The organism is Bacteroides muris (ex Afrizal et al. 2022) (genome assembly GCF_004793475.1).
GTDB lineage: Bacteria > Bacteroidota > Bacteroidia > Bacteroidales > Bacteroidaceae > Bacteroides > Bacteroides muris.
The window spans coordinates 1-25,244 of the sequence record NZ_SRYZ01000055.1 but is presented as its reverse complement, the minus strand read 5'-3'; the positions used below and the strand labels follow the sequence as shown (position 1 = coordinate 25,244).

Here is a 25,244-nt window from a genome sequence, read left to right as displayed (position 1 = left end):
AGAGCCTATGGTTCAACTTGCTTTCTGCAAAATCATGCTTAACAAAATTATTGTGTAATTTTTAAACAGTTTCTTACTGTTTTTAGGAATTTTTTTTATTGTAGGCGTGGATGTGGCGATAAACTTTATTAGTTCGAAACTTATGTCTATCCGTTTTGGATGGTCTGATGAGCAAGTAAAATTTGCTCCTCAAGCCTATTTCCTCAGTCGTACAATTGGTGCTTTGTTGGGGGCGTTCTTGTTGACCCGTATTGCAGAAATGAAATATTTCCGTATAAATATTGTAGCTTGTGTTGTTGCGTTGTTAGTTTTAATAAGAGTGGAAAAGGATGTGGTGAATGTAGTTTGTATTGGTGCAGTAGGCTTTTTTGCTTCATCAGTTTTCTCTATTATTTATTCAATGGCTTTGCAGGCTCGTCCAGAGAAAGCGAATCAAATTTCCGGTCTGATGATAACGGCGGTCGCTGGTGGTGGAGTTGTTGCCCCGGTTATAGGCTTTGCTATTGGTACTGTAGGTGTCATTGGTGGAGCTATAGTTACATTAGCTTGTGTTTTATATCTGACGTATTGTGCTTTTGGTATAAAGATTGCTGCAAAAGCTTGATTATTCAGCCTTTTTAAATTTGATATATATTGCCATTTCCCACATGGTTTTTATGAGGTACTTTCAATGGAAGGCACCGTTGTTTGTTATCTATTGCTTCTGCAAATTCTGATTAATCGGCTTAAAAAGTTTGCTTTTATGTATAATGTATAGATATTTTAGCTAGGCTGTGTGGATTTGTCGTAATACAGAGTTATTTGTGAGTGTTTTTATAGAGTAAATATGCTATATGTGGTTTTATGTAATTTCTATTTTTATAGTTAATAGGTTGTCAGTGTGTAGTGTGAGTAGGTAAAGGAAATTCTTAACATGTTAAATCCTGCTGATTAAGACAAAGACACGGAGGCACGGAGTTTTATTCTTTTTCCTTGAATTTAATATCTCTGTGTCTCTGTGCCTCTGTGTTCTATTTAAGGAAGCGAGGGGTGCAATTTCTCTTGCAAGAATTGTCCCGTATAACTTGCTGTACACTTCGCCACCTCCTCCGGTGTACCGGTAGCTACGATGTTTCCTCCTTTGTCTCCTCCTTCGGGTCCAAGGTCTATCACGTGGTCTGCGCACTTCACCACATCCAGGTTGTGCTCGATGATGACAATGCTGTGTCCGCGGCGTATCAAGGCGTCGAATGCCTCGAGCAACTTCTTGATGTCGTGGAAGTGTAGTCCGGTGGTCGGTTCATCGAAGATGAACATGGTCGGGTCCGCTTTCTCCTGGCTGAGGTAGAAAGCGAGCTTCACGCGCTGGTTCTCTCCACCGGAGAGGGTGGAGGAGGCCTGCCCCAGTTTGATATATCCCAACCCTACATCCTGCAGGGGTTGCAGTTTCTTTACAATCTTTTTCTGTCCGTGTTGCGTAAAGAATTCGACGGCTTGGTTTACGGTCATCTCCAATACGTCGTAGATATTCATGTCGTGGAACTTCACTTCCAAAGTGTCCGCCTTGAAGCGTTTGCCATGGCAAGATTCGCATTCCAATACGAGGTCTGCCATGAATTGCATTTCCACTGTGATGGTGCCCTCACCCTTGCATTCCTCGCAACGGCCGCCTTCGCTGTTGAAGCTGAAGTGTCCGGCACTGTATCCCATCTGCTTGGCAAGTGGCTGGTCTGCCCATAGTTTACGGATTTCGTCGTAGGCCTTGATGTAGGTCACGGGATTGCTTCGCGATGACTTCCCGATAGGATTCTGGTCAACAAACTCTACATTGCGCAGGTTCTGCAAATCTCCTCCGATGGAGGTGAACTCGCCCGGGCGTTCGCTGCATTCATCCAACTCTCGTTTCAGGGCGCGGTAGAAGATGTCGCGTACCAGCGTGCTCTTGCCCGAACCGCTGACTCCGGTGACTACGGTCATTACGTTCAGCGGGAAGCGTGCCTCTACGCCCTTCAGATTGTTTTCGCGGGCACCTTTTATCTCTATGTAGTTGTTCCATGGTCGACGGTGTTCCGGCAGGGGGATTGTTTCTTCTCCCAGCAGATAGCGCACGGTATAGCTGTCGCTGTCTTTCCGAAGGTCTTTCATGTCTCCTTGGTAGACGATTTCTCCTCCCAAGCGGCCTGCCCGGGGGCCGATGTCGATGATATAGTCGGCAGCACGGATAATCTCTTCATCGTGTTCCACTACCACTACCGTATTGCCCAACTGTTGCAGCTGGCGGAGCACGTGTATCAGTTTGTCCGTGTCGCGGCTATGCAAGCCGATGCTCGGCTCGTCAAGAATATACAGGCTGCCCACCAGGCTGCTGCCCAGCGAGGTAGCGAGGTTGATTCGCTGGCTTTCGCCGCCGGAGAGCGAGTTGCTGAGGCGGTTCAGTGTGAGGTATCCCAGACCGACATCCAATAAGAAGCGTATGCGGCTGTTGATTTCTGTCAGGATGCGTCGGGCTATGTCGGTGTCATGCGAGTCCAGCTTCAGGTTGTCGAAGAAGAGCTTCAGCTCGGTGATGGGCAAATCTACCAGTTCAGAGATGTTGCGTCCTCCCACGCGTACGTAGTTCGCTTCGGGTTTCAGGCGGGTGCCGTGGCATTTGGGGCAGAGCGTCTTTCCGCGATATCGTGCCAGCATCACGCGATATTGTATCTTGTACTGGTTTTCCTGTACCATCTTGAAGAAGGCGTTGATACCTTCAAAGTAGCGTGTCCCTTCCCACAGCATCCGGCGTTGCTCGTCGGTCAGTTCGTAATAGGGAGTGAATATGGGGAAGCCGGCTTTCTCGGCTCCGTGTATCACCATATCCCTCCATTCGCCCATCTTCTCGCCCCGCCAGCATACTACAGCGCCGTCGTAGACGGACAAGGAACGGTCGGGTATCACGAGATGCTCGTCGATGCCGACGACCCGTCCGAATCCCTCGCACACGGGGCATGCGCCGATGGGAGAGTTGAAGGAGAACATCTGGTCGTTCGGTTCTTCGAAGACGATGCCGTCTGCTTCGAATTTGGTGCTGAAACGATAGAGGCTGGTACCTCCGTCGGGCCGGTAGAAGCGCAGCAGGCAGGAGCCGTCTCCCTCGTACATGGCTGTTTCGGCCGAGTCGGTGAGGCGGCTGACGGAATCCTTTTCCGAGGAGGCTGTCATACGGTCAATCAGCAGAAAAACGGTATCTCCGGTTTTCGGCTGGTATTCGTCGATGCGCATCATTTCACCATTTACTTCCAGGCGGGTGAAACCTTGCTTCATGTCTATCTCCAGTTGCTGTTGCAGCGTGCGGTCTTCGCGTAGCAATATCGGGGCGAGTACGGTATATCTGGTTCCTTCCGGATATTCTAGCATGCACTTCACGATGTCTTCGGCCGAGTGTTTCTTCACTTCTTGTCCGCCAACCGGGCTGAAGGTTTTCCCGACACGTGCGTAGAGCAGCCGCAGGTATTCGTATATTTCGGTGGAGGTGCCCACGGTGGAGCGCGGGTTACGGCTGCTTACCTTCTGCTCAATGGCAATGGCAGGTGGAATTCCTTTGATGAAATCGCATTCGGGCTTGCTCATACGTCCCAGAAACTGACGGGCATAACTGCTCAGGCTCTCCACGTAGCGGCGTTGCCCCTCGGCGTATAATGTATCGAAAGCCAGTGAGGATTTTCCGGAACCGGACAGTCCGGTGATGACTACGAGTTTGTTGCGGGGAATTTCTACGTCGATATTCTTAAGGTTATTGACACGGGCTCCCTTTATGATGATTGATGTATTTTCTGCCATATCTGTAGGTTGGTTCGATGGTTTACAAGGTACAAAGATAATGTTTGCTAGTTGAATTGTAACAATCGGACAAGGCAAAAAGTGGATTTGTTGGAGAGGAAAGACACTCTTGGTTAAGATTTGTTATACTTTCCGCTCTCTACCGGTATACTTAGGACAAAAGAATTAATTTCGCTTCTTAAATATAAAAGATATTGAAAATTTATTGACCGTAAGTATGAGAATAAAATCCATTTTATGCCTATGTCTTTTGTCGCTGCTGACGGCAGGCGGAGTGTTTGCTCAAGTACAGACGAAGGGGGCCTGTCCCAAACGTGAATTTCGTGCGGCATGGATACAGTCGGTTAACGGACAGTTCCGCGGAATGCCTGCCGAAAAGCTGAAACAGAATCTGACAGGGCAGCTGAATTCCCTGCAGGAGGCGGGAATCAACGCCATAATCTTCCAGGTACGTCCCGAAGCGGATGCTCTGTATGCCTCCAGGCTGGAACCGTGGAGCCGTTTCCTTACCGGAGTGCAGGGCAAAGCCCCCGAACCCTATTGGGATCCTATGCAGTTTATGATTGATGAATGTCATAAACGTGGTATGGAGTTTCATGCGTGGATTAATCCGTATCGCACGAAGACAACCTTGAAGAGTGAGTTGGCTCCCAATCATGTGTACAATATCCATCCGGAATGGTTTGTCACTTACGGTGACCAGTTGTATTTTGACCCGGCACTTCCCGAGAGCCGCCGGCACATCTGCATGGTGGTGAGCGACATCGTTTCTCGCTATGATGTGGATGCCATCCATATGGACGATTACTTTTATCCTTATCCCGTTAAGGGAAAGGATTTCCCCGACGATGCGAGTTTTGCACGTTTGGGCGGAGGATTCGGCAATAAGGGAGACTGGCGCCGGAACAACGTGAATATGCTGATTAAGAAACTGCATGAGACGATTCGTGAAATCAAGCCGTGGGTGAAGTTCGGGGTTTCTCCGTTCGGCATTTACCGGAACGAGAGTAGTGACCCGCTTGGTAGTAAGACCAAAGGCCTGCAAAACTACGATGATCTTTATGCGGATGTGTTGTTGTGGGCCCGCGAAGGTTGGATAGACTATAATATTCCTCAGATTTATTGGCATATAGGACATCCAGTTGCCGATTATGAGGCTTTGGTGAAGTGGTGGGCCAAGAATACGGAAAATCGCCCTTTGTTTATCGGCCAGTCCGTGATGAACACTGTGCAGAATGCCGATCCCAAGAACCCCTCGATGAATCAACTTCCCCGCAAGATGGCCCTGCAGCGCGCCTATCAAACCATCGGCGGCAGTTGCCAGTGGCCTGCCAGCGCCGTTATCGAGAATGTCGGCAAGTATCGCGATGCTTTGATTGCCGAATATCATAAATATCCGGCATTGCCTCCCGTTTTCGATTTTATGGACAACGAAGCTCCGGCAAAGGTACGCAGGCTGAAACCGGTGTGGACGGAAGACGGCTACATCCTCTTCTGGACAGCTCCCAAGTACGAAGAAGAAATGAACCGCGCCGTCCGATACGTGGTCTATCGCTTCGGCGCCAAAGAGGCAGTGGATATAGACGACCCTTCACACATCGTAGCCATCACGCGTGATAATTTCTATAAGCTTCCTTATGAAGACGGAAAGACGAAGTATCGCTACGTGGTGACCGCCCTTGACCGTCTGCACAATGAGTCGAAATCCGTAGGAAAAAAAATCAAACTCTAGGAGACGGCGGCTGCCAAGCCCTTTCTGTTCCCTCCGGCCTTCTTGCCCGTAAGGGCAGGCGGCACGAAGGAAATACGCGAGAGCCAAGCCTGTCCGAAGAATGCACTGCGCGATAATATCGGTATAACGCACGCCCCAGACCGCCAATTAATGCCCGATAATCGGGTCGATGCGTTAAAAATCGGGCCTCATTTTATTTCGATTCCTAGAAACGAAGGTAAAGCGAAGGCAGAGTGAAGGCGGAACGGCGTTTTCGGGAAGAAATTATGATAGTTTTGTTAACCTTATAACCGGTTTTCGTGAATCGTCTCAATACAGCACGAGTCCGGCCATTCCGCAGGCCACAATCATTCCTATCGGGTTCAGCTTATATTTTTTTGTGCCTACAAATGCTACCAGGAAGATGAGGCAGCTGATGGCGAAAGAATGCACGTCATCCTGCGGAGAACCGAAGTTCTCCCGGTTCATCAGCACCAGTGCCGCCGAGGCCAGCAGGCCTACCACTGCCGGACGGAGTCCGCCGAATATGGCTTCTACCGAGGGATGTTTCTGGTATTTCAGAAAGAACTTGCTGATGGTCAGCATCAGTAGGAAAGAGGGGAGCACCACGGCAAAAGTGGCGACAACAGATCCCCATACGCTGCCCGTGGCCGTAAAGCCTACGTAAGTTGCCGAATTAATGCCTATCGGGCCGGGGGTCATCTGGCTGATTGCTACGATATCGGTAAATTCCTGAGGAGAAAGCCAGCCATAACGGGTGACTACTTCGCCTTGTATCATGGACAGCATGGCATATCCGCCGCCAAAGCCGAAAAGGCCGATTTTGAAGAACGTGTAGAACAACTGTAAGAAAATCATAATCAGTAATTAATGCTTGGTGATACTTGTACTGTGAAAGAAGTAGCCTCCCACGCCCGCTGCAATGATAATCCAGATGGGGGAGAAGCCCGCCAGCCAGATGAGCAATGCTGAAACCACCGGTATCCATAGGTTATATCGGTTTATCCGGGCCGATTTCGCCATGCTGAACGTAGGGGCGGCAATCAGCGCAACCACTGCCGGGCGGATGCCTTTGAATATACGCTCCACAACGGCGTTGTCCTTGAAGTTGTGAAAGAACAGCGCTATGGTGAGGATGATGAGAAGCGAAGGAAGTATGGTTCCCAATGCAGTGATTATGCTCCCTCGTATTCCCCGCAGCCGGTAGCCTATGAAAATGGATATGTTGACGGCAAGGATGCCCGGAGCGGATTGTGATATGGCAAGCAAGTCGATGAAATCTTCTTTGGCTATCCAGTTTCGCTTGGTTACGATTTCATTTTCTATCAGCGGTACCATGGCATAGCCGCCGCCGATGGTAAAGGCTCCTATCTTAAAGAAAATGGAGAATGCTTCAAGATATATATTCATATTCAAAATGTTGTAATTTACTTTATTTCTTTCTCTTCGTTCTCTTCCTTATCATCGTTCGCTTCCTTCTCTCTCATTGTCGTTGAAGGTACGGATGCGGTTGACGCCGATGTATTTGTATGTTTGTGCAATACTTATAAGCGGCAATAATAGCAGTGTGTGGAAAAAGAAGTACTTTCTCATAATTGGCAAACGTTTCTTTTTGAATGTTGTACTGAGAGCGAGCCGAATGTAAATACAAAAGTAATGCTTTTGTTCGAGAAAAGCAAAAAGAAGGCAGAGAATGGAAAAATGAACAAGCGCGGATTTATCTGTCAATCCGCGCTTGCTACATTTCTACAAAGAAGGAAGTTCAGTTCATTTCTTATTGGCTTCCACCCACTTGCGTGCATTGACAAATGCTTCTATCCAAGGAGTGATTTGGTCGCTGTTCACGCGGTCGGCGGGGTAGCAACCGTTCTGCCAGGGGAAGATGGCACGTTCCAAGTGGGGCATCATGGCCAGATGACGTCCGTCGGCACTTGCTAATCCGGCTATGGAGTAATCCGAACCGTTGGGGTTGCCAGGGTATTCGTCGTATGAGTATTTCAGCACAACGTTGTACTTGTCCTCATCATACGGCAAAGAGAATTTTCCCTCACCGTGGGCCACCCAGATACCCAGTTTGCTGCCGCTTAAGGAGCCGAGCATTACACTGCGGTTGGCAGGAACGGTAACACCCAGGTGTCTGGATTCGAACTTGTGAGAGTCGTTGTGTAGCATCTTGCCTTTCTTGTCAAGCTCGGGATTGATGAGGTTGAGTTCCATCATCAGCTGGCAACCGTTGCAAACGCCCAGCGAAAGAGTATCCTTACGTGCATAATATTTGTCGAGTGCTTCTTTCGCTTTCGGATTGAACAGGAAGGCACCGGCCCAACCTTTGGCGGAACCAAGAACGTCGGAATTGGAGAAACCGCCGCAGTAAACAATCATGTTTACATCTTCCAGAGTCTCGCGGCCGCTGATAAGGTCGGTCATGGTAACGTCCTTCACATCGAAGCCCGCCAGATAGAGCGAGTAGGCCATTTCACGTTCACCATTAGTTCCTTTCTCACGGATGATGGCGGCGCGGATGCCTGACGGTGTACGGCGGTTCGGGTCGATGCCGTATTGTGAGAACTTGCCTTTGAAATCCGGCATGAAGGCGAATTCCACCGGTTGCATCTTGTAGTTCTCGAAACGTTTCTTGGCACAGCCGTTCATGGACTGCTTGCGGTCGAGGAGATAAGAAGTAGAGTACCACACATCACGCATATAGTCGATGCCAAACTGATAAGTAGCATCGCCTTTCGATACAAGAATATGACGTTCGTCTGTCGGTTTGCCAAGCTTCACGTAGCCTACGCCCGCATCTTCCAGAATCTGCTTCACTGCTTCCTTATTCTTATCGCTCACTTGGATAACGATACCCGGATTCTCTGCAAACAGAATCTTGATGAGGTCTTGTTCCTTGATTTTATCCAGATTGATTTCCATACCGCCTTCCACATTGGAGAAGCACATTTCGAGCAGGGTAGTGATAAGACCACCGGCAGAAATGTCATGTCCGGCAAGAATCAGTCCCTTGCTGACCAGCTCTTGCACGGCAAGAAAAGCATCGCGGAAGTATTCGGCATCCTGCACGCAGGGAACTTCATCGCCCACCTTACCCAGAGTTTGAGCAAAGGCAGAACCGCCGAGTTTCAGGTTGTCGAAACTGAAGTCTATATGATAAATGGTAGTCTTTTCGTTGTTGACCAATACTGGAGAAACTACTTTTTTAACGTCGGACACTTCTCCACCGGCAGAAACAATTACTGTGCCCGGAGAAATTACTTTGCTGCCGTCGGGGTATTTTTGTGTCATGGAAAGAGAGTCCTTACCGGTCGGCACATTGATTTGCAGCGCACAGCAGAAGTCGCTCAATGCCTTTACGGCTGTGTATAGACGGGCATCTTCGCCTTCTTGCGAACGGCAAGGCCACATCCAGTTGGCAGAAAGGGAAACGCTGTCCAGACCTTCGGCAAGCGGTGCCCAGACGAGGTTGGTCAATGCTTCGCTGACGGAAAGCACAGAACCTGCTGCCGGGTCGGCAAGTGCTGCTTGGGGAGCATGTCCCAAGGAAGTGGCGATACCCTTCTCACCGCGGTAATCCAAAGCTACTACACCGCAATCGCTCAAAGGTAACTGTAATTCGCCTTGGCACTGCTGGCGGGCAATCTTGCCTGTTACGGAACGGTCCACCTTGTTGGTTAACCAGTCTTTGCAAGCCACAGCTTCCAGTTGGAGCACATTAGTGAGATATTCGTGTAGCTGGGAAAGTTCGTATTGGGGCATTTCGTAGTGACGTTCCACGTTCTTATCCACCATATAGGTCTTGGGAGAAGAGCCGAACATCTGCTCTACGGCGAGGTCGAACGGACGTACACCGTCAGCTTGCTGGAAGGCAAAGCGATGGTCACCGGTGGTTTCACCTACTACGTACATTGGAGCGCGTTCGCGTTCGGCTACCTTGCGCACATGTTCGATGGCCTCTTCCTGAATCAGCAAGCCCATGCGTTCCTGGCTTTCGTTGGCAATGATTTCCTTGGCAGACAGCGTGGTGTCGCCGATGGGCAGCTTGCTCATGTCGATTAGGCCGCCACATTCCTCTACCAATTCGGACAGACAGTTTACATGTCCGGCAGAGCCGTGGTCGTGGATGGAAACCACCGGATTGGTCTCTTCCTCACAAAGTGCGCGTACCACGTTGTAGGCGCGTTTCTGCATTTCAGCGTTGGCGCGTTGCACGGCATTCAGCTCGATGCCACTGCTGTAGCGTCCGGTATCTACGGAAGATACGGAGCCGCCGCCCAGACCGATGCGGTAATTGTCTCCACCGATGACAACCACCTTGTTGCCGGCTTCCGGGGTACCTTTCAGACAGTCGCGCTGGGTGCCGTAGCCTACGCCTCCGGCAAGCATAATCACCTTGTCGTAGCCGTAAACTTCTTCTTTTTCTTTATGTTCGAAAGTAAGTACGGAACCGCAAATCAGCGGTTGTCCGAATTTGTTTCCGAAATCACTGGCTCCATTAGAGGCCTTGATTAGTATTTGTTCGGGAGTCTGATACAGCCATTTGCGTACCGGCAAAATCTCTTCCCAAGGACGTCCTTCTTCCGTACGGGGGTAGGAGGTCATGTAAACGGCTGTTCCGGCAATCGGCCAAGAACCCTTACCGCCACCCATACGGTCGCGGATTTCACCGCCCGTACCGGTAGACGCGCCGTTGAACGGTTCTACTGTGGTGGGGAAGTTATGGGTTTCCGCTTTCAAGGAGATGACACTTTTGATGTCCTTTACCTGGAAATAGTCGGGCTTGGAGTGGTCTGCGGGGGCAAATTGCTCGATGACCGGACCTTCGGCAAAGGCCACATTGTCTTTGTAGGCGGAGATAATCTTGTTGGGATTTTCTTGTGTAGTCTTCTTTATCATCTGGAAGAGCGAAGATTCCTGTTCCACTCCATCAATGATGAACGTCCCACCGAAGATTTTGTGGCGGCAGTGTTCGGAGTTGATTTGTGCGAAGCCGAATACTTCGGAGTCGGTCAGAGGGCGTCCGAGGTCTTTCTCTACTTTCTTGAGGTAGTCCATTTCCTCTTTGGAAAGTGCTAGGCCTTCCTTTTCATTATATGCTTCCAGATCTTCGATGTGTACAATCGGTTCCGGTTGCCGGTTGGTTGTAAACACATCCTGGTTCAGCCCCTTGTACATACGTTGCAGCATCGGGTCATAATCTGCAGTCTCATCTTTTACGGGAAAGTATTCCTCGATGCGGATAATGCCGTCCAGTCCCATGTTTTGGGTGATTTCTACGGCGTTTGTACTCCAAGGGGTAATCATTTCGCGGCGCGGGCCGACGAAATGTCCTTTCAGGTTGTCTTCACTTTCGGGGGTGGCTTCTCCAAAAAGCCAGCAGAGTTTGTCGCTGTCTGCCTGGGGGAGTTCGTGATTGCATTCTACGGCAATCACGCTCTTGGATGGGGTTCTGAAAAAAAGAATCATAGTTATATTTACGATTTTATGATTTACGATTTTATGATTTACGATTTTATGATTTACGATTGAAGCTACTGCTTTGAATATCTTCATCTTTTCTTCTTGGGGACAAAGATACGCAAAATCGGTGGGGAGGAGAAAAAAAGGAAAACAAAAAACGCATGCAATTTTACTTGTATGTGTTTTTTGTTCTGTTTTATAAAGTCTGATGTATGCCATACCGTGCTTCAGCAGGGTTGCCGGTTCAGCCGAAGCCTTTGAAAGTCGCGTTTTTCCCGGTCTCTTCCTCGCTGCAAGTATCACTGTCCGGCGGGATATGAAGTTGGCTGCGGCCCGGTGTACAGCGGTCACTTGGGATATAGTTAAGTTCGGAGGTAAGTATGCGGAATAATATGTAAAATGGATAATCTTTACTTCTTAAAATCCTTTTCCGTCGAAAAAACGTTAACACTATTCGTTCGTCTCATAAAAAAGTCCGATATTTGCAGTCATGATTCAGATAGAGACCATATTTGACATATTGTGGAAGGGGTTCATTATCGGCGTCATTGTGTCTGCGCCATTGGGTCCTGTAGGGGTATTATGCATTCAGCGTACTTTGAATAAAGGACGGTGGTATGGTTTTGTGACGGGGATAGGAGCCTCCCTGAGCGACATTGCCTATGCCTTGCTGACGGGCTACGGGATGAGTTTTGTCTTTGATTATGTCAACAAGAACATCTTTTACCTGCAGCTTTTCGGAAGCATTCTTCTGCTGGCATTTGGCATTTATACGTTCCGCAGCAATCCGGTACAGTCCATCCGGCCGGTATCTACCAATAAGGGCTCTTATTTCCATAACTTCATAACGGCGTTTGCCGTCACACTTTCCAACCCATTGATTATTTTTCTTTTTGTAGGTCTTTTCGCCCGCTTTGCTTTTGTAAGTGAGGGTGTGCTGGTGTTTGAGGCTGTCACCGGATATCTGGCCATCGCATTGGGTGCTTTGGCTTGGTGGTTTGGCATAACCTTTTTTGTCAACAAGGTCCGTACACAATTCAACTTGCGCGGTATCTGGATGCTGAACCGTATTATCGGGAGCATTGTCATTGTGGTGTCCGTGATGGGATTGGTGTTTACGCTGATGGGTGAATCGCTGTATTAATGGATAATCGATAGTGGATAAGTTGATAATGAGATTATAAATCTAAGGTCATAAATCATACATTTTATCGTGAAGATTGCGCAACTACTGAAAGAGAAGAATATAGCCGAATACATTATATATATGTGGCAGGTAGAGGATTTGCTCCGTGCCAACGGCTGTGACATAGACCGGATACGCCAGAACATCATCTTGCGCTATCCGGAGGAGGAACGGCCTGCGCTGGAAGAATGGTATGGAAACCTGGCGGATATGATGCGTGCGGAAGGCGTAACGGAAAAAGGACATCTGCAAATCAACCGGAATGTCATTCTGAATCTGACGGAATTGCATGGCGAACTACTGGCCTCTACGAAATATCCGTTCTATAATGCGGCTTATTTCAAGGCACTGCCTTTTATAGTGGAGCTGCGTCAGAAAAACGGCCGGAAAGAGGAGTCTGAGATAGATACTTGTTTCGAGGCGCTTTATGGAGTGCTGCTGTTGCGCTTGCAGAAGAAGGAAATCAGTCAGGGCACGGCGAAGGCTATGGAGGTCATCAGCAGTTTCATCTCGTTGCTTGCCAACTATTATGACAAGGAGAAGCGGGGAGAACTGGAGTTGATGGATAACTGATAGTGGATGATTGATAATTATGGAGGAAAATATTGTTCATCGTAACATTCTATATATAAGTGTAACTTTATTAAATGAATATTCTGATAACCGGTGCCAACGGTCAACTTGGCAATGAAATGCAAGTGTTGTCGAAAGAAAACAGGCAGCACACTTATTTTTTCACTGACGTGCAGGAATTGGACATTTGCGACGAACAAGCTGTGCACGGGTTTGTGGAGGATAACCGGATAGATGTGATTGTGAATTGCGCAGCTTATACGGCGGTAGATACGGCGGAGGACAATCAGGAACTTTGTGACAAGCTGAATCATGTCGCTCCGGGCTATCTGGCTGCCGCTGCCGAAGCTTGCGGTGCTGCCTTGATACAAGTGTCCACCGATTATGTCTTCGACGGAACCGGATACACCCCCTATACGGAAGAGGCGGCTACTTGCCCTAATTCGGTATATGGCTCTACTAAACTGGCGGGTGAGCAGGCGGTGATGAAGCATTGCAGCCGTGCCATGGTTATCCGTACGGCATGGCTCTATTCCATTTACGGGAATAATTTTGTGAAGACGATGCTTCGCTTGGGACGTGAGCGAGAGACGCTGGGGGTTGTCTTCGACCAGATAGGCACGCCGACATACGCCAATGATTTGGCACGTGCCATTTTTGCGGCTGTCAACCGGGGGATTGTTCCCGGAGTCTATCATTTCAGCAACGAGGGGGTGTGCTCGTGGTATGATTTCACGTTGGCTATCCATCGCCTGGCCGGCATAAAGACCTGCAAGGTAAGCCCGCTGCATACGGATGAGTTTCCTGCCAAGGCGCCGCGTCCGCATTATTCCGTGTTGGACAAGACAAAGATAAAGAAGACATTCGGCATCGATATACCCCATTGGGAGGCGAGCCTTGCCGTCTGCATGAAGAATTTGGAAGAGTGATTATTACTGACTAATTGAGATATGGCCAATAACAACGAAATAGAGAGACGGAGAACGTTTGCGATTATCGCGCATCCGGATGCCGGTAAGACATCATTGACCGAGAAGCTGTTGCTTTTTGGTGGACAAATCCAGGTGGCGGGTGCCGTAAAGAGCAACAAGATAAAGAAGACGGCAACGTCGGACTGGATGGATATTGAAAAACAGCGTGGTATTTCCGTTACCACTTCTGTAATGGAGTTCGACTACCATGACTACAAGGTCAACATCCTCGATACTCCGGGTCACCAGGACTTTGCCGAAGATACCTACCGCACGCTGACGGCTGTAGACAGCGTTATCATCGTGGTGGACGGTGCGAAAGGTGTAGAGACGCAGACACGCAAGCTGATGGAGGTGTGCCGTATGCGTAATACGCCGGTGATTATCTTCATCAACAAGATGGACCGTGAAGCCAAAGACCCGTTCGACCTGCTGGACGAACTGGAGGAGGAACTGCACATCCACGTGCGTCCCTTGACGTGGCCTATCGAGAGCGGTGTCCGTTTCAAGGGTGTCTACAATATCTACGAGCATAACCTCAACCTCTACCAGCCCAGCAAGCAGGTAGTGACGGAGAAGGTGGAAGTGGACATCCATACAGAGGAGCTGGACAACCGGATTGGCGCCCAGCTGGCCGACAAGCTGCGCGGAGAACTGGAACTGATAGACGGTGTTTACCCTGAATTCGATAAGGAGGAATATTTGAAAGGGGAACTTGCTCCCGTATTCTTCGGTTCGGCACTGAATAACTTTGGTGTGCAGGAACTGCTGGACTGCTTTGTGGAGATTGCTCCCAGTCCCCGTCCCGTGAAGGCGGAAGAGCGTGAGGTGGAGCCGGAAGAACCCAAATTTACCGGATTCGTCTTTAAGATAACTGCCAACATCGACCCGAATCACCGTTCATGTATCGCTTTCTGCAAAATCTGCTCCGGGAAGTTTGTACGCAATGCCCCGTACTTGCATGTACGTCATGGCAAGACGATGCGTTTCTCGTCGCCTACGCAGTTCATGGCGCAGCGCAAGACGACTGTCGATGAGGCTTGGGCAGGAGATATTATCGGCCTGCCGGATAACGGTACGTTCAAGATTGGCGATACGCTGACCGAAGGCGAGGCGCTTCACTTCAAGGGACTTCCAAGCTTCTCGCCGGAGATGTTCAAGTACATTGAGAATGCCGACCCGATGAAGCAGAAACAGCTTGCCAAGGGTATCGACCAGTTGATGGACGAAGGTGTGGCGCAGTTGTTCGTCAACCAGTTCAACGGGCGTAAGATTATCGGTACGGTGGGGCAGTTGCAGTTCGAGGTCATCCAGTATCGTCTGGAGAACGAATACAGTGCGAAGTGCCGTTGGGAGCCGCTCAGTCTGTATAAGGCCTGCTGGATTGAAAGCGATGATGCGGCGGAGCTGGAAGCCTTCAAGAAGCGCAAATATCAGTACATGGCCAAAGACCGCGAGGGCAGGGATGTGTTCCTGGCCGATAGCGGATATGTGTTGCAGATGGCGCAGATGGACTTCAAGCACATTCGTTTCCACTTTACTTCAGAGTTTTAAAGTATGCAGGATACGGCATAGCCGATATCCCTTATCTATTCTTTCCATAGCCAACCGTCGGATATCCTTTCCGGCGGTTGTTTCTTTGCACCGCATTTAAAAACTGCGTTGAACGGCTTGTCAAGTCGTGTTTAATCGCAGTTGAAACGTTGTTGAACTAAATCGTGTAAAGAGATGATTACTCCTTATTTCATTTGGACCGGTGTGGCGGTTGCTATGCTTGTCATTATCCTGGTTCGCCTTGTCCGCGCCGTGCAGAGATACACACACGACAGACGGCCTGTCATTGAACTTTCCCGCGAACGGGAAGAATTCTGGATTCCGGGTGACCGCCCGCTGCCGGGTTTCAAACCCTCGGATAAGGAACGGATGTCGAACGACTATGAACTCGATGATTATGAAGAGTTTGAAGACCTTTGACCCCGTGCCGTCGTGCAGGCAGGAACACATCAGAGACGTCGGTCGTTTCTTATCTGCGTATGCCGCTTACCTGCTGGGGTGCGGTGCCACTTGTGTGCGTCTTGAAAAGAATGTGGCCCGTATGGCAGAGGCTTGGCGGATGGAGGCCACGATGGCCATTATGCCGCGCCACATTCACCTCACCGTCAGCGACAAACTGGGACTGGATACCTTCACCTTTATCGCACCCATTCGCAACGGTATGGTCAGCTACGACATCAATACCCGCCTTAGCCGCCTTAGTTGGGATATAGCCGACCGTGGTACCGGTGTGGACGAGGCTTACGAAGAGTTCCACCGGATATGCCGTACACCGCCTGCCCATACGTTGTGGGTACTGTTGGCGGCTTCGCTGGCGAATGCCTCGTTCTGTCGCCTTTTCGGAGGAGATTTTGTGGCGATGGGCGTCGTGTTTGTCGCCACCGTGGCGGGATACTGCCTCAAACAGATGTTGCTGGAGCGAAAAATGGACGTGCGTGTGGTATTTATTCTGTGCGCGTTCGTATCATCGGTTTTGGGGGCTACCGACGGGTTGTTCGCGCTGGGCACTACACCTTCCGTTGCGTTGGGAACCAGTGTGCTGTATATGGTTCCGGGTATTCCTCTTCTCAATGCCTTCAGCGATATGCTCGACGGGCACTATGTCTGTTCCTTTAGTAGAATGACGAATTCCGTGATACTGACCTGCTGCCTGTCTATCGGCCTCTACGCAGGAATGTGGCTGATGAATGTCCGTATGTTTTAACTTGAAATTCCTTGATGATTATGATTATTGATTTTTTTCAAGACGCATTGTTTGCTTCTATAGCGGCCATCGGATTTGCCTCTATCAGCAATCCGCCCCGCAAGGCCTATCGCTATTGCGCCCTTATTGCGGCTGTGGGCCACTCCATTCGTTTCCTGCTGATGCTGTCCGGCGGGGTGGAGATGCACATTGTGGCGGCCACGGCGCTGGCTTCGTTTGTCACCGGTATGGTAGCCGTGCTTTTTTCCACGCGTGCCAAGATGCCTGCCGAAACCTTCCTTTTCCCCTCGCTGCTGCCTATGATTCCCGGCATCTATGCCTATAAAACCTTTGGCGGGTTGGTGATGTGCCTTTATGGAAGCAATGAGGCGGAGTTCCTTCACGCCCTCTACCTCTTTGCCGACAATGGACTGACTTGCCTGTTCATACTTTTGGGGTTGGTGATAGGCGCCAATTCACCCATCTTCCTATTGAAAAAAATATCCTTCCGCGCCACCCGGCGTTCTTTCCATAGAAAATTGTAATTTTGTCCCCGCAAACTTGTTATATGGAACTACGACAATTAAGATATTTCGCCAAAGTGGCCGAAACCTTGAACTTCTCGGAAGCGGCCAAGGAGCTGTGCATCACGCAAAGCACCCTCTCGCAACAGGTCAAGCAGCTCGAACAGGAGCTGGACGCCTGTCTTTTCCAACGCAACAGCCACGGTGTGAGCCTCACCGAAGCAGGCATCGAATTGTTGCCATACGCCCGAACCACCCTGCGCGATGCCGAAGTGTGCGTGGAGCGTCTGCACGACCTGCGCGACGTGTTGGCGGGCACCTTGAACATCGGTGTCACTTACTCCTTCGCTCCTATGCTGACGGAAACCATCTTTACCTTTATGAAGCAATACCCTCGCATCAAGCTCAACGTCTGCTATAAGCCGATGGCCGAACTGATGGAACTGCTTCGCCAGCGCGAGGTGGATTTCGTATTGGCCTTCAGACCGTGTGTGGCGATGGAGGACATCGAGTCGCACATTCTCTTCCAGAATTACCTGGCAGCCATCGTCAGCCCTCTCCATTCGTTGGCAAGGGAGGAGAAGGTCAGCCTGGAGCGGCTGTCGCAATTCAACCTCGCCCTTCCCTCCAAAGGTTTGCAGGCACGCAATGCCCTCGACCGTATGCTCGAACGTTGCTCTTGTCCGCTGAAGATTCACGTCGAACTAAACGACCCCAATATCTTGCTCGAACTGGTGCGGCAAGGCAACCTCATCACCGTGCTTGCCGAGGCTTCCATTCACAACGAAACGGGTGTGAAGGCCATTCCCATTGACGTGCCGCAGAACGATATGGTGGGCTGCGTGCATACCTTGCGAGATGCCTATCGCAAACGCTCTATGCGAGAGTTTATCCGGTTGCTGAACGAGTCGGTGGCTATTCGCGAGCGGGTGAGTGCCTGGATAAGATAGAAACGGCATTGTTGGACGAAATGGTGAAATATTGGGCCATAATCGGGTGAGTAAAGAAGAAAAAATCGTACCTTCACCCCCCAATATTAAAATCATTTTCCACCTTGAATGGTGTTTGCGTATGAGAAATCTATTTATCCTCCTATTCCTACTGATTTCCCTCTTTGGTCTGACTTCCTGTTCTCATTCCAACCGAGATGTGCTGCTGCGTTACGAACAATCCCTTGTCTATGCCGATTCGCTGGCGCAGGCCGGTGATGCCGACAGTGCCCGTGCCGTGGGGCTGCTCTCCAGTCTGCACCAAGAGTATGAGCAGGCAAAGGAACTTTCCGGTGGGCGTGCCGTCCGTATGGTGCCTGCCAACCGTTGGAAGCAGATAGGGTGGGGCACTTTCGGGGTCTTGATGTTGGGGCTGAACGCTTGGCTCTCTGTGGTCGATTTCAATTTTTTCAGGGAGCGCAAGCATCGCAGTTATCTGATTGAATTGAGCGAGAACGAACAGCGTTTGCAGGACTACGAGCGCGAACGTGAAGAACTGGAAGCGTGCTTGGACGAAATGTCGCTCACGAACGAGGAGCGGGAAGAGGTGCGCCAGTCGCTGACCAATCTGATGGAGCAAAGCGGTCGCCTCTGCACGGAGAACGAATCCCTTCGCCTTCGCCTTAAGGAGTACGAGAATCGTCCAGTGCCCCGCGAAGTGGAAATGCTGCAAAAGGAGGGTGAGCGTGTCCGTCAGCTGGACGGGCAGATGCAGGCGCTCACTTCTGCTTTGATAGACGGCGACGAGGTGGTGCAACAACTGCGCAACCAGCCCAAATTCCTTATGGACGACCGTTGGAAGTACCTGAACAACCTTGCCGATAAAATGTACGATGGCTTCAACGACCGCCTCTTGGCGCGTTTCCCCCGCCTTACGCCTGCCGACCGCCAGTTGTGCCTGCTTATCCGCTTGCGCTTTACGAATGTGCAGATTGCCACATTCACGGCAGTCTCTCCTGCCACGGTTTCGCAACAGAAGTTTCGTCTGAAGAAGCGAATGACGCAGGCGGATGGCAGGCTGTTTGCCGATGGAGAGACGCTGGATACAGTAGTGTGTCATGTCTGAAATTTCGGATTGCAAGACAACAGTAACAAGGGTATGAAACTATTAGGTGGCATTAAGATAAATTAAGCCCGTAATTTTTTTACGGAAATCCTTTTCCGTATCTTTGTCTTCTGAAAGTTAAGCCAATAGAAATATGTTAGTAAAATTTGCTGTTACCAACTATCGTGGATTTGCAGACCGCATTGAGTGGGATTTGTCAAGTCCGGCTAATTATGAGTTCAATAAAAACGCTATCAAAGACGGTATCATAAAAAATGGTATTGTATATGGACCGAACGGATCGGGTAAAACAAACTTCAGTTTAGCCTTATTCGATATTGAGAACCATTTGTCGCCCAAATGGAAGAAGATAGATTATTATGTGAATTTTATTTATACCGGAAATAAAGAGGGAGTAGTCGAGTTCGAATATACATTTAGGTTTGAGAACGAGATAGTTGTCTATGCCTATTCTAAAAATGCCGGTGGTATATTAGTGTCCGAATCGCTTAGGGTGGACGATAATTTGGTTTTTGAACGGAAGAATGGTTCTTTTTGCATAGACAAGCAACAGTTTCCTATGGAAGAAACCATAGAGAATAACCTCGGAAGCAATGCAAATAATGTGTCGATAGTCAATTTCTTATTGACTTCCTACCCGTTGGGCAAAGAACACTACTTGATAAAACTCAGTAAGTTTGTCAACTCGATGCTTTGGTTTCGGAATCTTGATACAAGGGAATTTATCGGACTGGAAACAACTGCAATGAATCTTGATGAGTTTATCATTGCAAACGGATTGCTCGAAGACTTCTCAAATTTCCTGCGGAGAGTCAGTGGACAAACGTTCCGGCTTGTCGCACATACGCCTGCCGATAAACAAATACTTTGTGATATAGGCGGTTCGGAAATACCTTTCTACTTGGTTGCATCTACGGGAACGAGGTCGCTGCAATTACTTTATTTTTGGATGAAACGAATGAGTGAGGCGTCATTTGTCTTTATTGACGAATTTGATGCGTTCTACCATTTCCGTTTAGCCTTTGAAGTGTGCAAAATGCTGTTCAATATGGATTGCCAGATATTTACTTCTTCACATAACACGTATTTAATGACCAATGACCTGCTGCGTCCGGACTGTAATTTCATCTTGAATGAAAATAAGATTAAACCTTTGTGTGACTGTACGGATAAAGAGTTGAGGTTTGGACACAATATCGAAAAACTTTTCCGGGGTAATACTTTCAAGGTATGATACTATTTATTTTTGAAGGTAAGAAATGTGAGCCTCGTCTTTTTGAGACTTTGAAACATTTGTTTTTCGCCAAAGAAACAGAGCCGTTTGTATGTACTTATAACAGTAATATTTATTCTTTATATTCAAAGTTAAAGGGGTATGATGTCTTTGAAAATGTTACAGCAAGCGGAAATACGGTAACTATACTTAATGATATATTGCAAAAGAAAGGGGATGATACTCTTGCTGATATTCTGGAAGTGGATGTTTCTGAAATATTCTTGTTTTTTGATTATGATTTTCAAGAATCCCGATTGACATTGGAAGAGAACAACCGACATATCGGTGAAATGCTGGAGTATTTTGACGATGAAACCGAAAATGGGAAATTGTATATCAATTATCCGATGGTGGAGTCTGTGTTCTATACCAAGCAACTGCCGGATAAGGATTATCTGAGTTATGACGTTACTCGTGAGAAATGTCATAATTTTAAAGCCTTGGCTCGTGATTTTTCTTTTTATAATTCTTTTGAGCATCTGCTTATATCAGGTAATAAAAATGAGAAAGAGGAAAAGAAGTTGCTGAAACAACAGACTGCTAAAGAAAATTGGCTGCATTTGACCGATATGAATGTTCGGAAGGCAAACTTCATTTGTGTAGGTGTTGATGCTATACCTGCTTTAAAAGAAAATCTAGCTCAGAGCAACATATATGAAAATCAACTGGCTAAGTATGTAAATACAGAAAGTTGCAGAGTATCTGTCTTGAACTCATTTCCGATATTTTTATATGATTATTTTAGGGATATAGTCAGTTTGTGTTGATTTATTAGGACAAAAAGTCGGTGATTTCCCCCTTGTTCTCAATTCTGTTTTGCTATAATATAACCTCGGTCTTATACTGAACCCTATTCAGTCGTATACTGAATGCCATTCAGTCGTATATTGAATCCTATTCAGTCGTATACTGAATTACCCCCACTTCAGAAGGTGTTCTGTGAGGGGATGGAGTGTGACGGATTGATGGCTTGAAGCGGATGTCTTTGGACTTTGAAATGTTGTTACAAAATGAAATTCGGGGATGTAATTTTCAAAACATTGCTATTCATAGTTCTCTTTCTCTTTTGTATTTACGTTTAATAGAAGAATATTAGATGATGATTTTGCAAGCCTTGCAAAACTTGTTGTTATTTGTTATATTATAGTACCTTTGCTACATTAAAATAAGTAAAGGATTCTACTTCATTGTACAACTTATAAGATTGTACAATGACTATATATAGCAGTTCTTTAATTAATTGTATAGATGGAAATGGGTATGATACAGTTGATAATAGGTGTATGGACACTCCTCATGATATTTGTTTTGTGTTTTGAAGATTGCCGGGCGTACCTGAAGAATATGGTAGAATCTTTAATATACGATTTGAACTCGCTATATAAAGATGCAAAAGATGAAAAGGGAATCTGTCTGGCATGTCTCTTGATGTTGTTCATTACTTTAATTCTTTTATTTTGCTGTCTGTTGTTTTTCCCGTTGTTGCCTCTTTTTTCTGTATGCTTTGTTTTTGGGAAGTTTAGAAACAAAAATGGAACGGATGATACATGGTTAAGAGAACAACAAGAAAGGGAGGAGAACTATCGGCGGAAACGGAATAAGTTCAAGGGGTTTCATTATCCTGGGAAAGTCTCTTTTGATTTTGATGCGGACACTTACATTTATGTAGAAAATCGTTATGACGAGAGTTTGAACCGATGTATCCGGGAAAATTTGGATGAAATAAAAGCCATTTTTCATCAAAACGGTTTTCGTTTTATTTATTTGCCTCAATGGAAGCCTGATACTTTTTTGAATAGTTTGGCTAATTTGACAGAAGAGAGGAATAGGGACATTGAGAATTTTTTGGGTTCAATGACCACAGTGGAATATACAAAATTGCTTTGTAAAGTACTGCATCTTGATTGGACAGAGATGGAAAGTGGTATCTTTCATTTTGCTTGCTTTATATATGATTCCACACCCGGCATGTGGAACATAGTGCGAGAGAGCCGTTTCACACTTTATCCAATGCTAGGAATGACAGAGGATGGTTGGGAGACTTTCTTCTTGGATTATTGCGCTTTCATAAAAGAGGATCGGCAAAGGTCTCATGGAGGTCTTTGCATGTCTGTGGTGTCGAATTTGCAGGGAGGAGAATTTTATGAGAGTGAGGGAGCACCACAACAAGAATTTGCAGACCATGAATTTCCCATTGTTATGAAAAATATTGCAGAAAACATTAAGAAAGAGATTGAAATTCTGAAAGGTGCAGGTTATTATGAGTTATTGTTGCACACATTAGGAACTGAGACTTTAGATGAGTTGAAGAATGTAAAGGTGATTCCAGAGCTGAGTAGGCTTCAGATTACGGATGAATTCAAGATTTGCTTGCTTGATTATGATAAGGAGGTGCGGATGACCCCTTTGCAAAAGACACTGTACATATTTTATCTGCGCCATCCGGAGGGAGTAGAGTTTAAAATGCTGTCGGCCTACTATGATGAACTGTTGGCTATTTATAAAGTGCTCTCCAATAGAGAGGATGCTGAAAAACAGAAAGAGTCCATCCGTCGCTTGGTAGATGTAACGGATAATGCGATAAATGAGAAATGTTCACGGATTAAGGAAGCTTTCTTGAAAGTAGCGGATGATTTCATTGCCAGGAATTACTATATCGTATTGGATAGACATGAATATAGAGGAGAAGGGAATAAGAAGAACTCTATATATGTGGAACTTCTGAAGAAAATAATGCTTCCACGCGATTTGATTATTTATCCGAAGGAAATTTCTGATATTGAAGTCTTGGTACCGGAGGAGAGAAAGAAAGTTATAAAAGAGGAATTGGAAGAAATACGGGAGCAGTATCGCGCATTAAACAGGCTGTTTTTCGATAAATCCTATCCTAAAGGTGCCTTGATAGAAAAATATACAGCGTTTATCAATCTCAATCCAAAATATTATGCCGCTTATCGTGACCGTGCCATTCTTTATACACATATCGGTAAATACCGTGAGGCGGTTGCTGACAATCAGTTGTTGATAACGCATAATGAAAGAGTATGGTCGGATGCTATTATCAATAAGGCGGAAGCACTGTTTTTCCTGAAAGATTATGATGAGGCTTTGAAAGTTGCCAACCATTATTTTGCAATCTGTGAAAAGCCGACAGCAGAATGTTTTCGTATCAGAGCGGAGATATTCAGAAAGCTGAAAATGAGTGATGAATATAAGGCGGATATGAGGGAGTCTAAGCGTTTGCGAAAAGAATAGAAAAATAGAATATGGTAAGCTTGAATGCTGTGTAAGAATGTTCGCATTGGGCGTTGCTGTATGGGTGGTTGGAGTAGTATATAAATAGTTATCAATAAATAGATTGGACGGTGGCTATGATTGTTGTCTCAAGAAAATATTTGTAGGAGCTAAAAACTTTCTCTAATTTTCTTTTTTGTGAAAGAAAATGTTTAAGTTTGCGGATGAAGTACATGGTGATGTCCTTCAATGTTTTTTAGAGATAAAATTGTAAGAAGCGTTGTGCTTGTTCTTGTGACTGAAAACCTAGGAAATTTTCAAAAACACACAGAATGGCATGGTTGTTTCCTGCGTTGGTTTCAGCGTGGGGCTACTGTCCATCTATTCGTGTGTTTGGGTTTTCCTAGGACCTTCAGTTGCAGATAGTGGGCACGTAGTTCCACGTTTCTGTTTGTATAAATGTTTTCTTTGGGGCTGGGAAGATGTAAATTCTAATTAGTATGAAATTCTATTATCTTACATTAATCTTTTTTTTATCACTATGTGATGATATTATCAAAGCGCAGAATCGTTATGATAGTCCGGCTGAGGCTCCAATAATTAATACTTATGTACCAATGTCGCATGAGGAAATAATGTGTATAGCTATGGCTACGGCTTGGAAAGATAGACAAGCCCAAGAAAGTTTTGAGAAACATTCACAGACAGCTTATTACTATTTGCAAAAGAAACGAATTCATTTTTTTATAAGCTATGCAAATGCAGCCTTAGATACTGGATATTACAACATGCAATTGTATTACAACTTAGGAATATCGTATTGGTTGTTAGGACAGCAACGCAAAGGAAAAAAGTTTTTAAAGAAAGCTTCTAAGAAAGGTTTTATGGAGGCTAATCGCGCGTTATTTGCTATAAAGAAGAAAGAGGCATTGTCTTATTCATGGTTTATCTTATAAAAAGATATCATTATGAAAATATTATTTATACTTAACATGAGTTCGACGAATTCTAATCACCAAATTTAAAGATGATTAGAACTCGTCGAACTCACGTTAATATAGAAGTGACATTTACGTACGAAGGGCAATATGGTGGTGGAGGAAGCTACTATGTTGGTGGGAATAAATATAGAATGATTCAATTTAAAGATGATGAGAATATATTTTATCATAAAATCGTTAAGGCTAAATCTGTGCGTAAATGAATATAATTATGTAGAAAATCTTAATTTGTGTTTTGGGACTGATACTGCTTTCTATAGCTTATTATTTCTTGCACTTGTATGCTTTACAAATGTCAGAGATTTATGTGGAAGATAAAAAGAAAGACATGCTCTTTGTCAACTTTGTTGACAGAGAGGAATTTCTGAAATTGATGGAAGAAGGTCTGGAATAATCAGCATCCCCTTCTTTTCTGTATTTTCTAATAAATTAGCAATAGTTAACAATTTTAATATATAGCGGTTATGGGAGCAATTGGAATAATAACAGAAGCAATCAGTGGAAATATAACATCAATATTTCTAACAGCATTACTGATATCATCGGCAATATTTAAAGAATGCACTTCGTGCTTTGAATGGAATTTGTAGTGATACACGTTCCATTTATAAAAGTGAAAGTATTAATTATTAAAACCACTACTGTCCCATTAAAATCTGAAAAAGTTCTTTGAAATTATTGAAATATAGTT

The 25,244-nt window shown here is 46.5% G+C and carries 19 protein-coding genes and 1 pseudogene; 15 read left to right on the top strand and 5 right to left on the bottom strand.

What is annotated here, in order from left to right:
* Positions 1 to 73 precede the first annotated feature (73 nt).
* A pseudogene (locus E5355_RS16515) lies at positions 74 to 604 on the top strand (MFS transporter); the annotation flags it as partial.
* 410 nt (positions 605 to 1,014) lie between these two features.
* On the opposite strand, the gene uvrA reads toward E5355_RS16515, so the two are convergent.
* Entirely contained in the window at positions 1,015 to 3,798 is a 2,784-nt protein-coding gene (gene uvrA, locus E5355_RS16510; protein WP_136011198.1) for an excinuclease ABC subunit UvrA, read from the bottom strand.
* A gap of 217 nt (positions 3,799 to 4,015) precedes the next feature.
* On the opposite strand from uvrA, the gene E5355_RS16505 reads away from it, so the two are divergent.
* The gene (locus E5355_RS16505) at positions 4,016 to 5,530 is read left to right on the top strand and encodes a glycoside hydrolase family 10 protein (protein WP_136011197.1); all 1,515 of its coding nucleotides are present in this window, start codon (positions 4,016 to 4,018) and stop codon (positions 5,528 to 5,530) included.
* Between the two features lie 309 nt (positions 5,531 to 5,839).
* On the opposite strand, the gene E5355_RS16500 is transcribed toward E5355_RS16505, so the two are convergent.
* The 4 genes from E5355_RS16500 to purL form a co-directional block, all read right to left on the bottom strand.
* Positions 5,840 to 6,388 (bottom strand): chromate transporter, encoded by a 549-nt coding sequence (locus E5355_RS16500; protein WP_136011196.1) that lies wholly within the window; start codon positions 6,386 to 6,388, stop codon positions 5,840 to 5,842.
* A gap of 9 nt (positions 6,389 to 6,397) precedes the next feature.
* A complete protein-coding gene (locus E5355_RS16495; protein ID WP_136011195.1) occupies positions 6,398 to 6,940 on the bottom strand; it encodes a chromate transporter in 543 nt (180 codons plus the stop codon).
* Positions 6,941 to 6,991: 51 nt separating this feature from the next.
* Positions 6,992 to 7,123, bottom strand: a complete 132-nt coding sequence (locus tag E5355_RS20160) for a hypothetical protein (protein WP_255260473.1) — start codon at positions 7,121 to 7,123, stop codon at positions 6,992 to 6,994.
* 174 nt (positions 7,124 to 7,297) lie between these two features.
* Entirely contained in the window at positions 7,298 to 11,002 is a 3,705-nt protein-coding gene (gene purL, locus E5355_RS16490) for a phosphoribosylformylglycinamidine synthase (protein WP_136011194.1), read from the bottom strand.
* A gap of 484 nt (positions 11,003 to 11,486) precedes the next feature.
* On the opposite strand from purL, the gene E5355_RS16480 reads away from it, so the two are divergent.
* The 13 genes from E5355_RS16480 (at position 11,487) to E5355_RS16420 (ending at position 24,508) form a co-directional block, all read left to right on the top strand.
* The gene (locus E5355_RS16480) at positions 11,487 to 12,140 is read left to right on the top strand and encodes a LysE family translocator (RefSeq protein ID WP_136011193.1); all 654 of its coding nucleotides are present in this window, start codon (positions 11,487 to 11,489) and stop codon (positions 12,138 to 12,140) included.
* A 69-nt stretch (positions 12,141 to 12,209) separates the two neighbouring features.
* Positions 12,210 to 12,755 (top strand): DUF4924 family protein, encoded by a 546-nt coding sequence (locus E5355_RS16475; protein ID WP_136011192.1) that lies wholly within the window; start codon positions 12,210 to 12,212, stop codon positions 12,753 to 12,755.
* 74 nt (positions 12,756 to 12,829) lie between these two features.
* Complete coding sequence (gene rfbD, locus E5355_RS16470) at positions 12,830 to 13,684, top strand: dTDP-4-dehydrorhamnose reductase (protein ID WP_136011191.1); 855 nt, start codon at positions 12,830 to 12,832, stop codon at positions 13,682 to 13,684.
* A gap of 21 nt (positions 13,685 to 13,705) precedes the next feature.
* Positions 13,706 to 15,280: a peptide chain release factor 3 gene (locus E5355_RS16465; RefSeq protein WP_136011190.1), complete on the top strand. Its 1,575-nt coding sequence runs from the start codon at positions 13,706 to 13,708 to the stop codon at positions 15,278 to 15,280.
* A gap of 174 nt (positions 15,281 to 15,454) precedes the next feature.
* Positions 15,455 to 15,700, top strand: coding sequence for a hypothetical protein (locus E5355_RS16460; protein WP_136011189.1), 246 nt, complete (start codon positions 15,455 to 15,457; stop codon positions 15,698 to 15,700).
* Positions 15,678 to 16,484, top strand: coding sequence for a threonine/serine ThrE exporter family protein (locus tag E5355_RS16455; protein WP_136011188.1), 807 nt, complete (start codon positions 15,678 to 15,680; stop codon positions 16,482 to 16,484). Before E5355_RS16460 ends, E5355_RS16455 begins: the two co-directional genes overlap by 23 nt.
* A 14-nt stretch (positions 16,485 to 16,498) precedes the next feature.
* Positions 16,499 to 17,008: a threonine/serine exporter family protein gene (locus tag E5355_RS16450; RefSeq protein WP_136011187.1), complete on the top strand. Its 510-nt coding sequence runs from the start codon at positions 16,499 to 16,501 to the stop codon at positions 17,006 to 17,008.
* Positions 17,009 to 17,031: 23 nt separating this feature from the next.
* Complete coding sequence (locus E5355_RS16445; RefSeq protein WP_136011186.1) at positions 17,032 to 17,937, top strand: LysR family transcriptional regulator; 906 nt, start codon at positions 17,032 to 17,034, stop codon at positions 17,935 to 17,937.
* A 121-nt stretch (positions 17,938 to 18,058) separates the two neighbouring features.
* Positions 18,059 to 19,042, top strand: a complete 984-nt coding sequence (locus tag E5355_RS16440; RefSeq protein ID WP_136011185.1) for a helix-turn-helix transcriptional regulator — start codon at positions 18,059 to 18,061, stop codon at positions 19,040 to 19,042.
* Between the two features lie 133 nt (positions 19,043 to 19,175).
* A complete protein-coding gene (locus E5355_RS16435; protein ID WP_136011184.1) occupies positions 19,176 to 20,276 on the top strand; it encodes an AAA family ATPase in 1,101 nt (366 codons plus the stop codon).
* Complete coding sequence (locus tag E5355_RS16430; protein ID WP_136011183.1) at positions 20,273 to 21,085, top strand: hypothetical protein; 813 nt, start codon at positions 20,273 to 20,275, stop codon at positions 21,083 to 21,085. Before E5355_RS16435 ends, E5355_RS16430 begins: the two co-directional genes overlap by 4 nt.
* Before the next feature lie 1,432 nt (positions 21,086 to 22,517).
* Positions 22,518 to 23,573 (top strand): hypothetical protein, encoded by a 1,056-nt coding sequence (locus tag E5355_RS16425; RefSeq protein WP_168354364.1) that lies wholly within the window; start codon positions 22,518 to 22,520, stop codon positions 23,571 to 23,573.
* A gap of 479 nt (positions 23,574 to 24,052) precedes the next feature.
* Positions 24,053 to 24,508, top strand: coding sequence for a hypothetical protein (locus E5355_RS16420; RefSeq protein ID WP_136011181.1), 456 nt, complete (start codon positions 24,053 to 24,055; stop codon positions 24,506 to 24,508).
* The last annotated feature ends 736 nt before the right edge of the window (positions 24,509 to 25,244 follow it).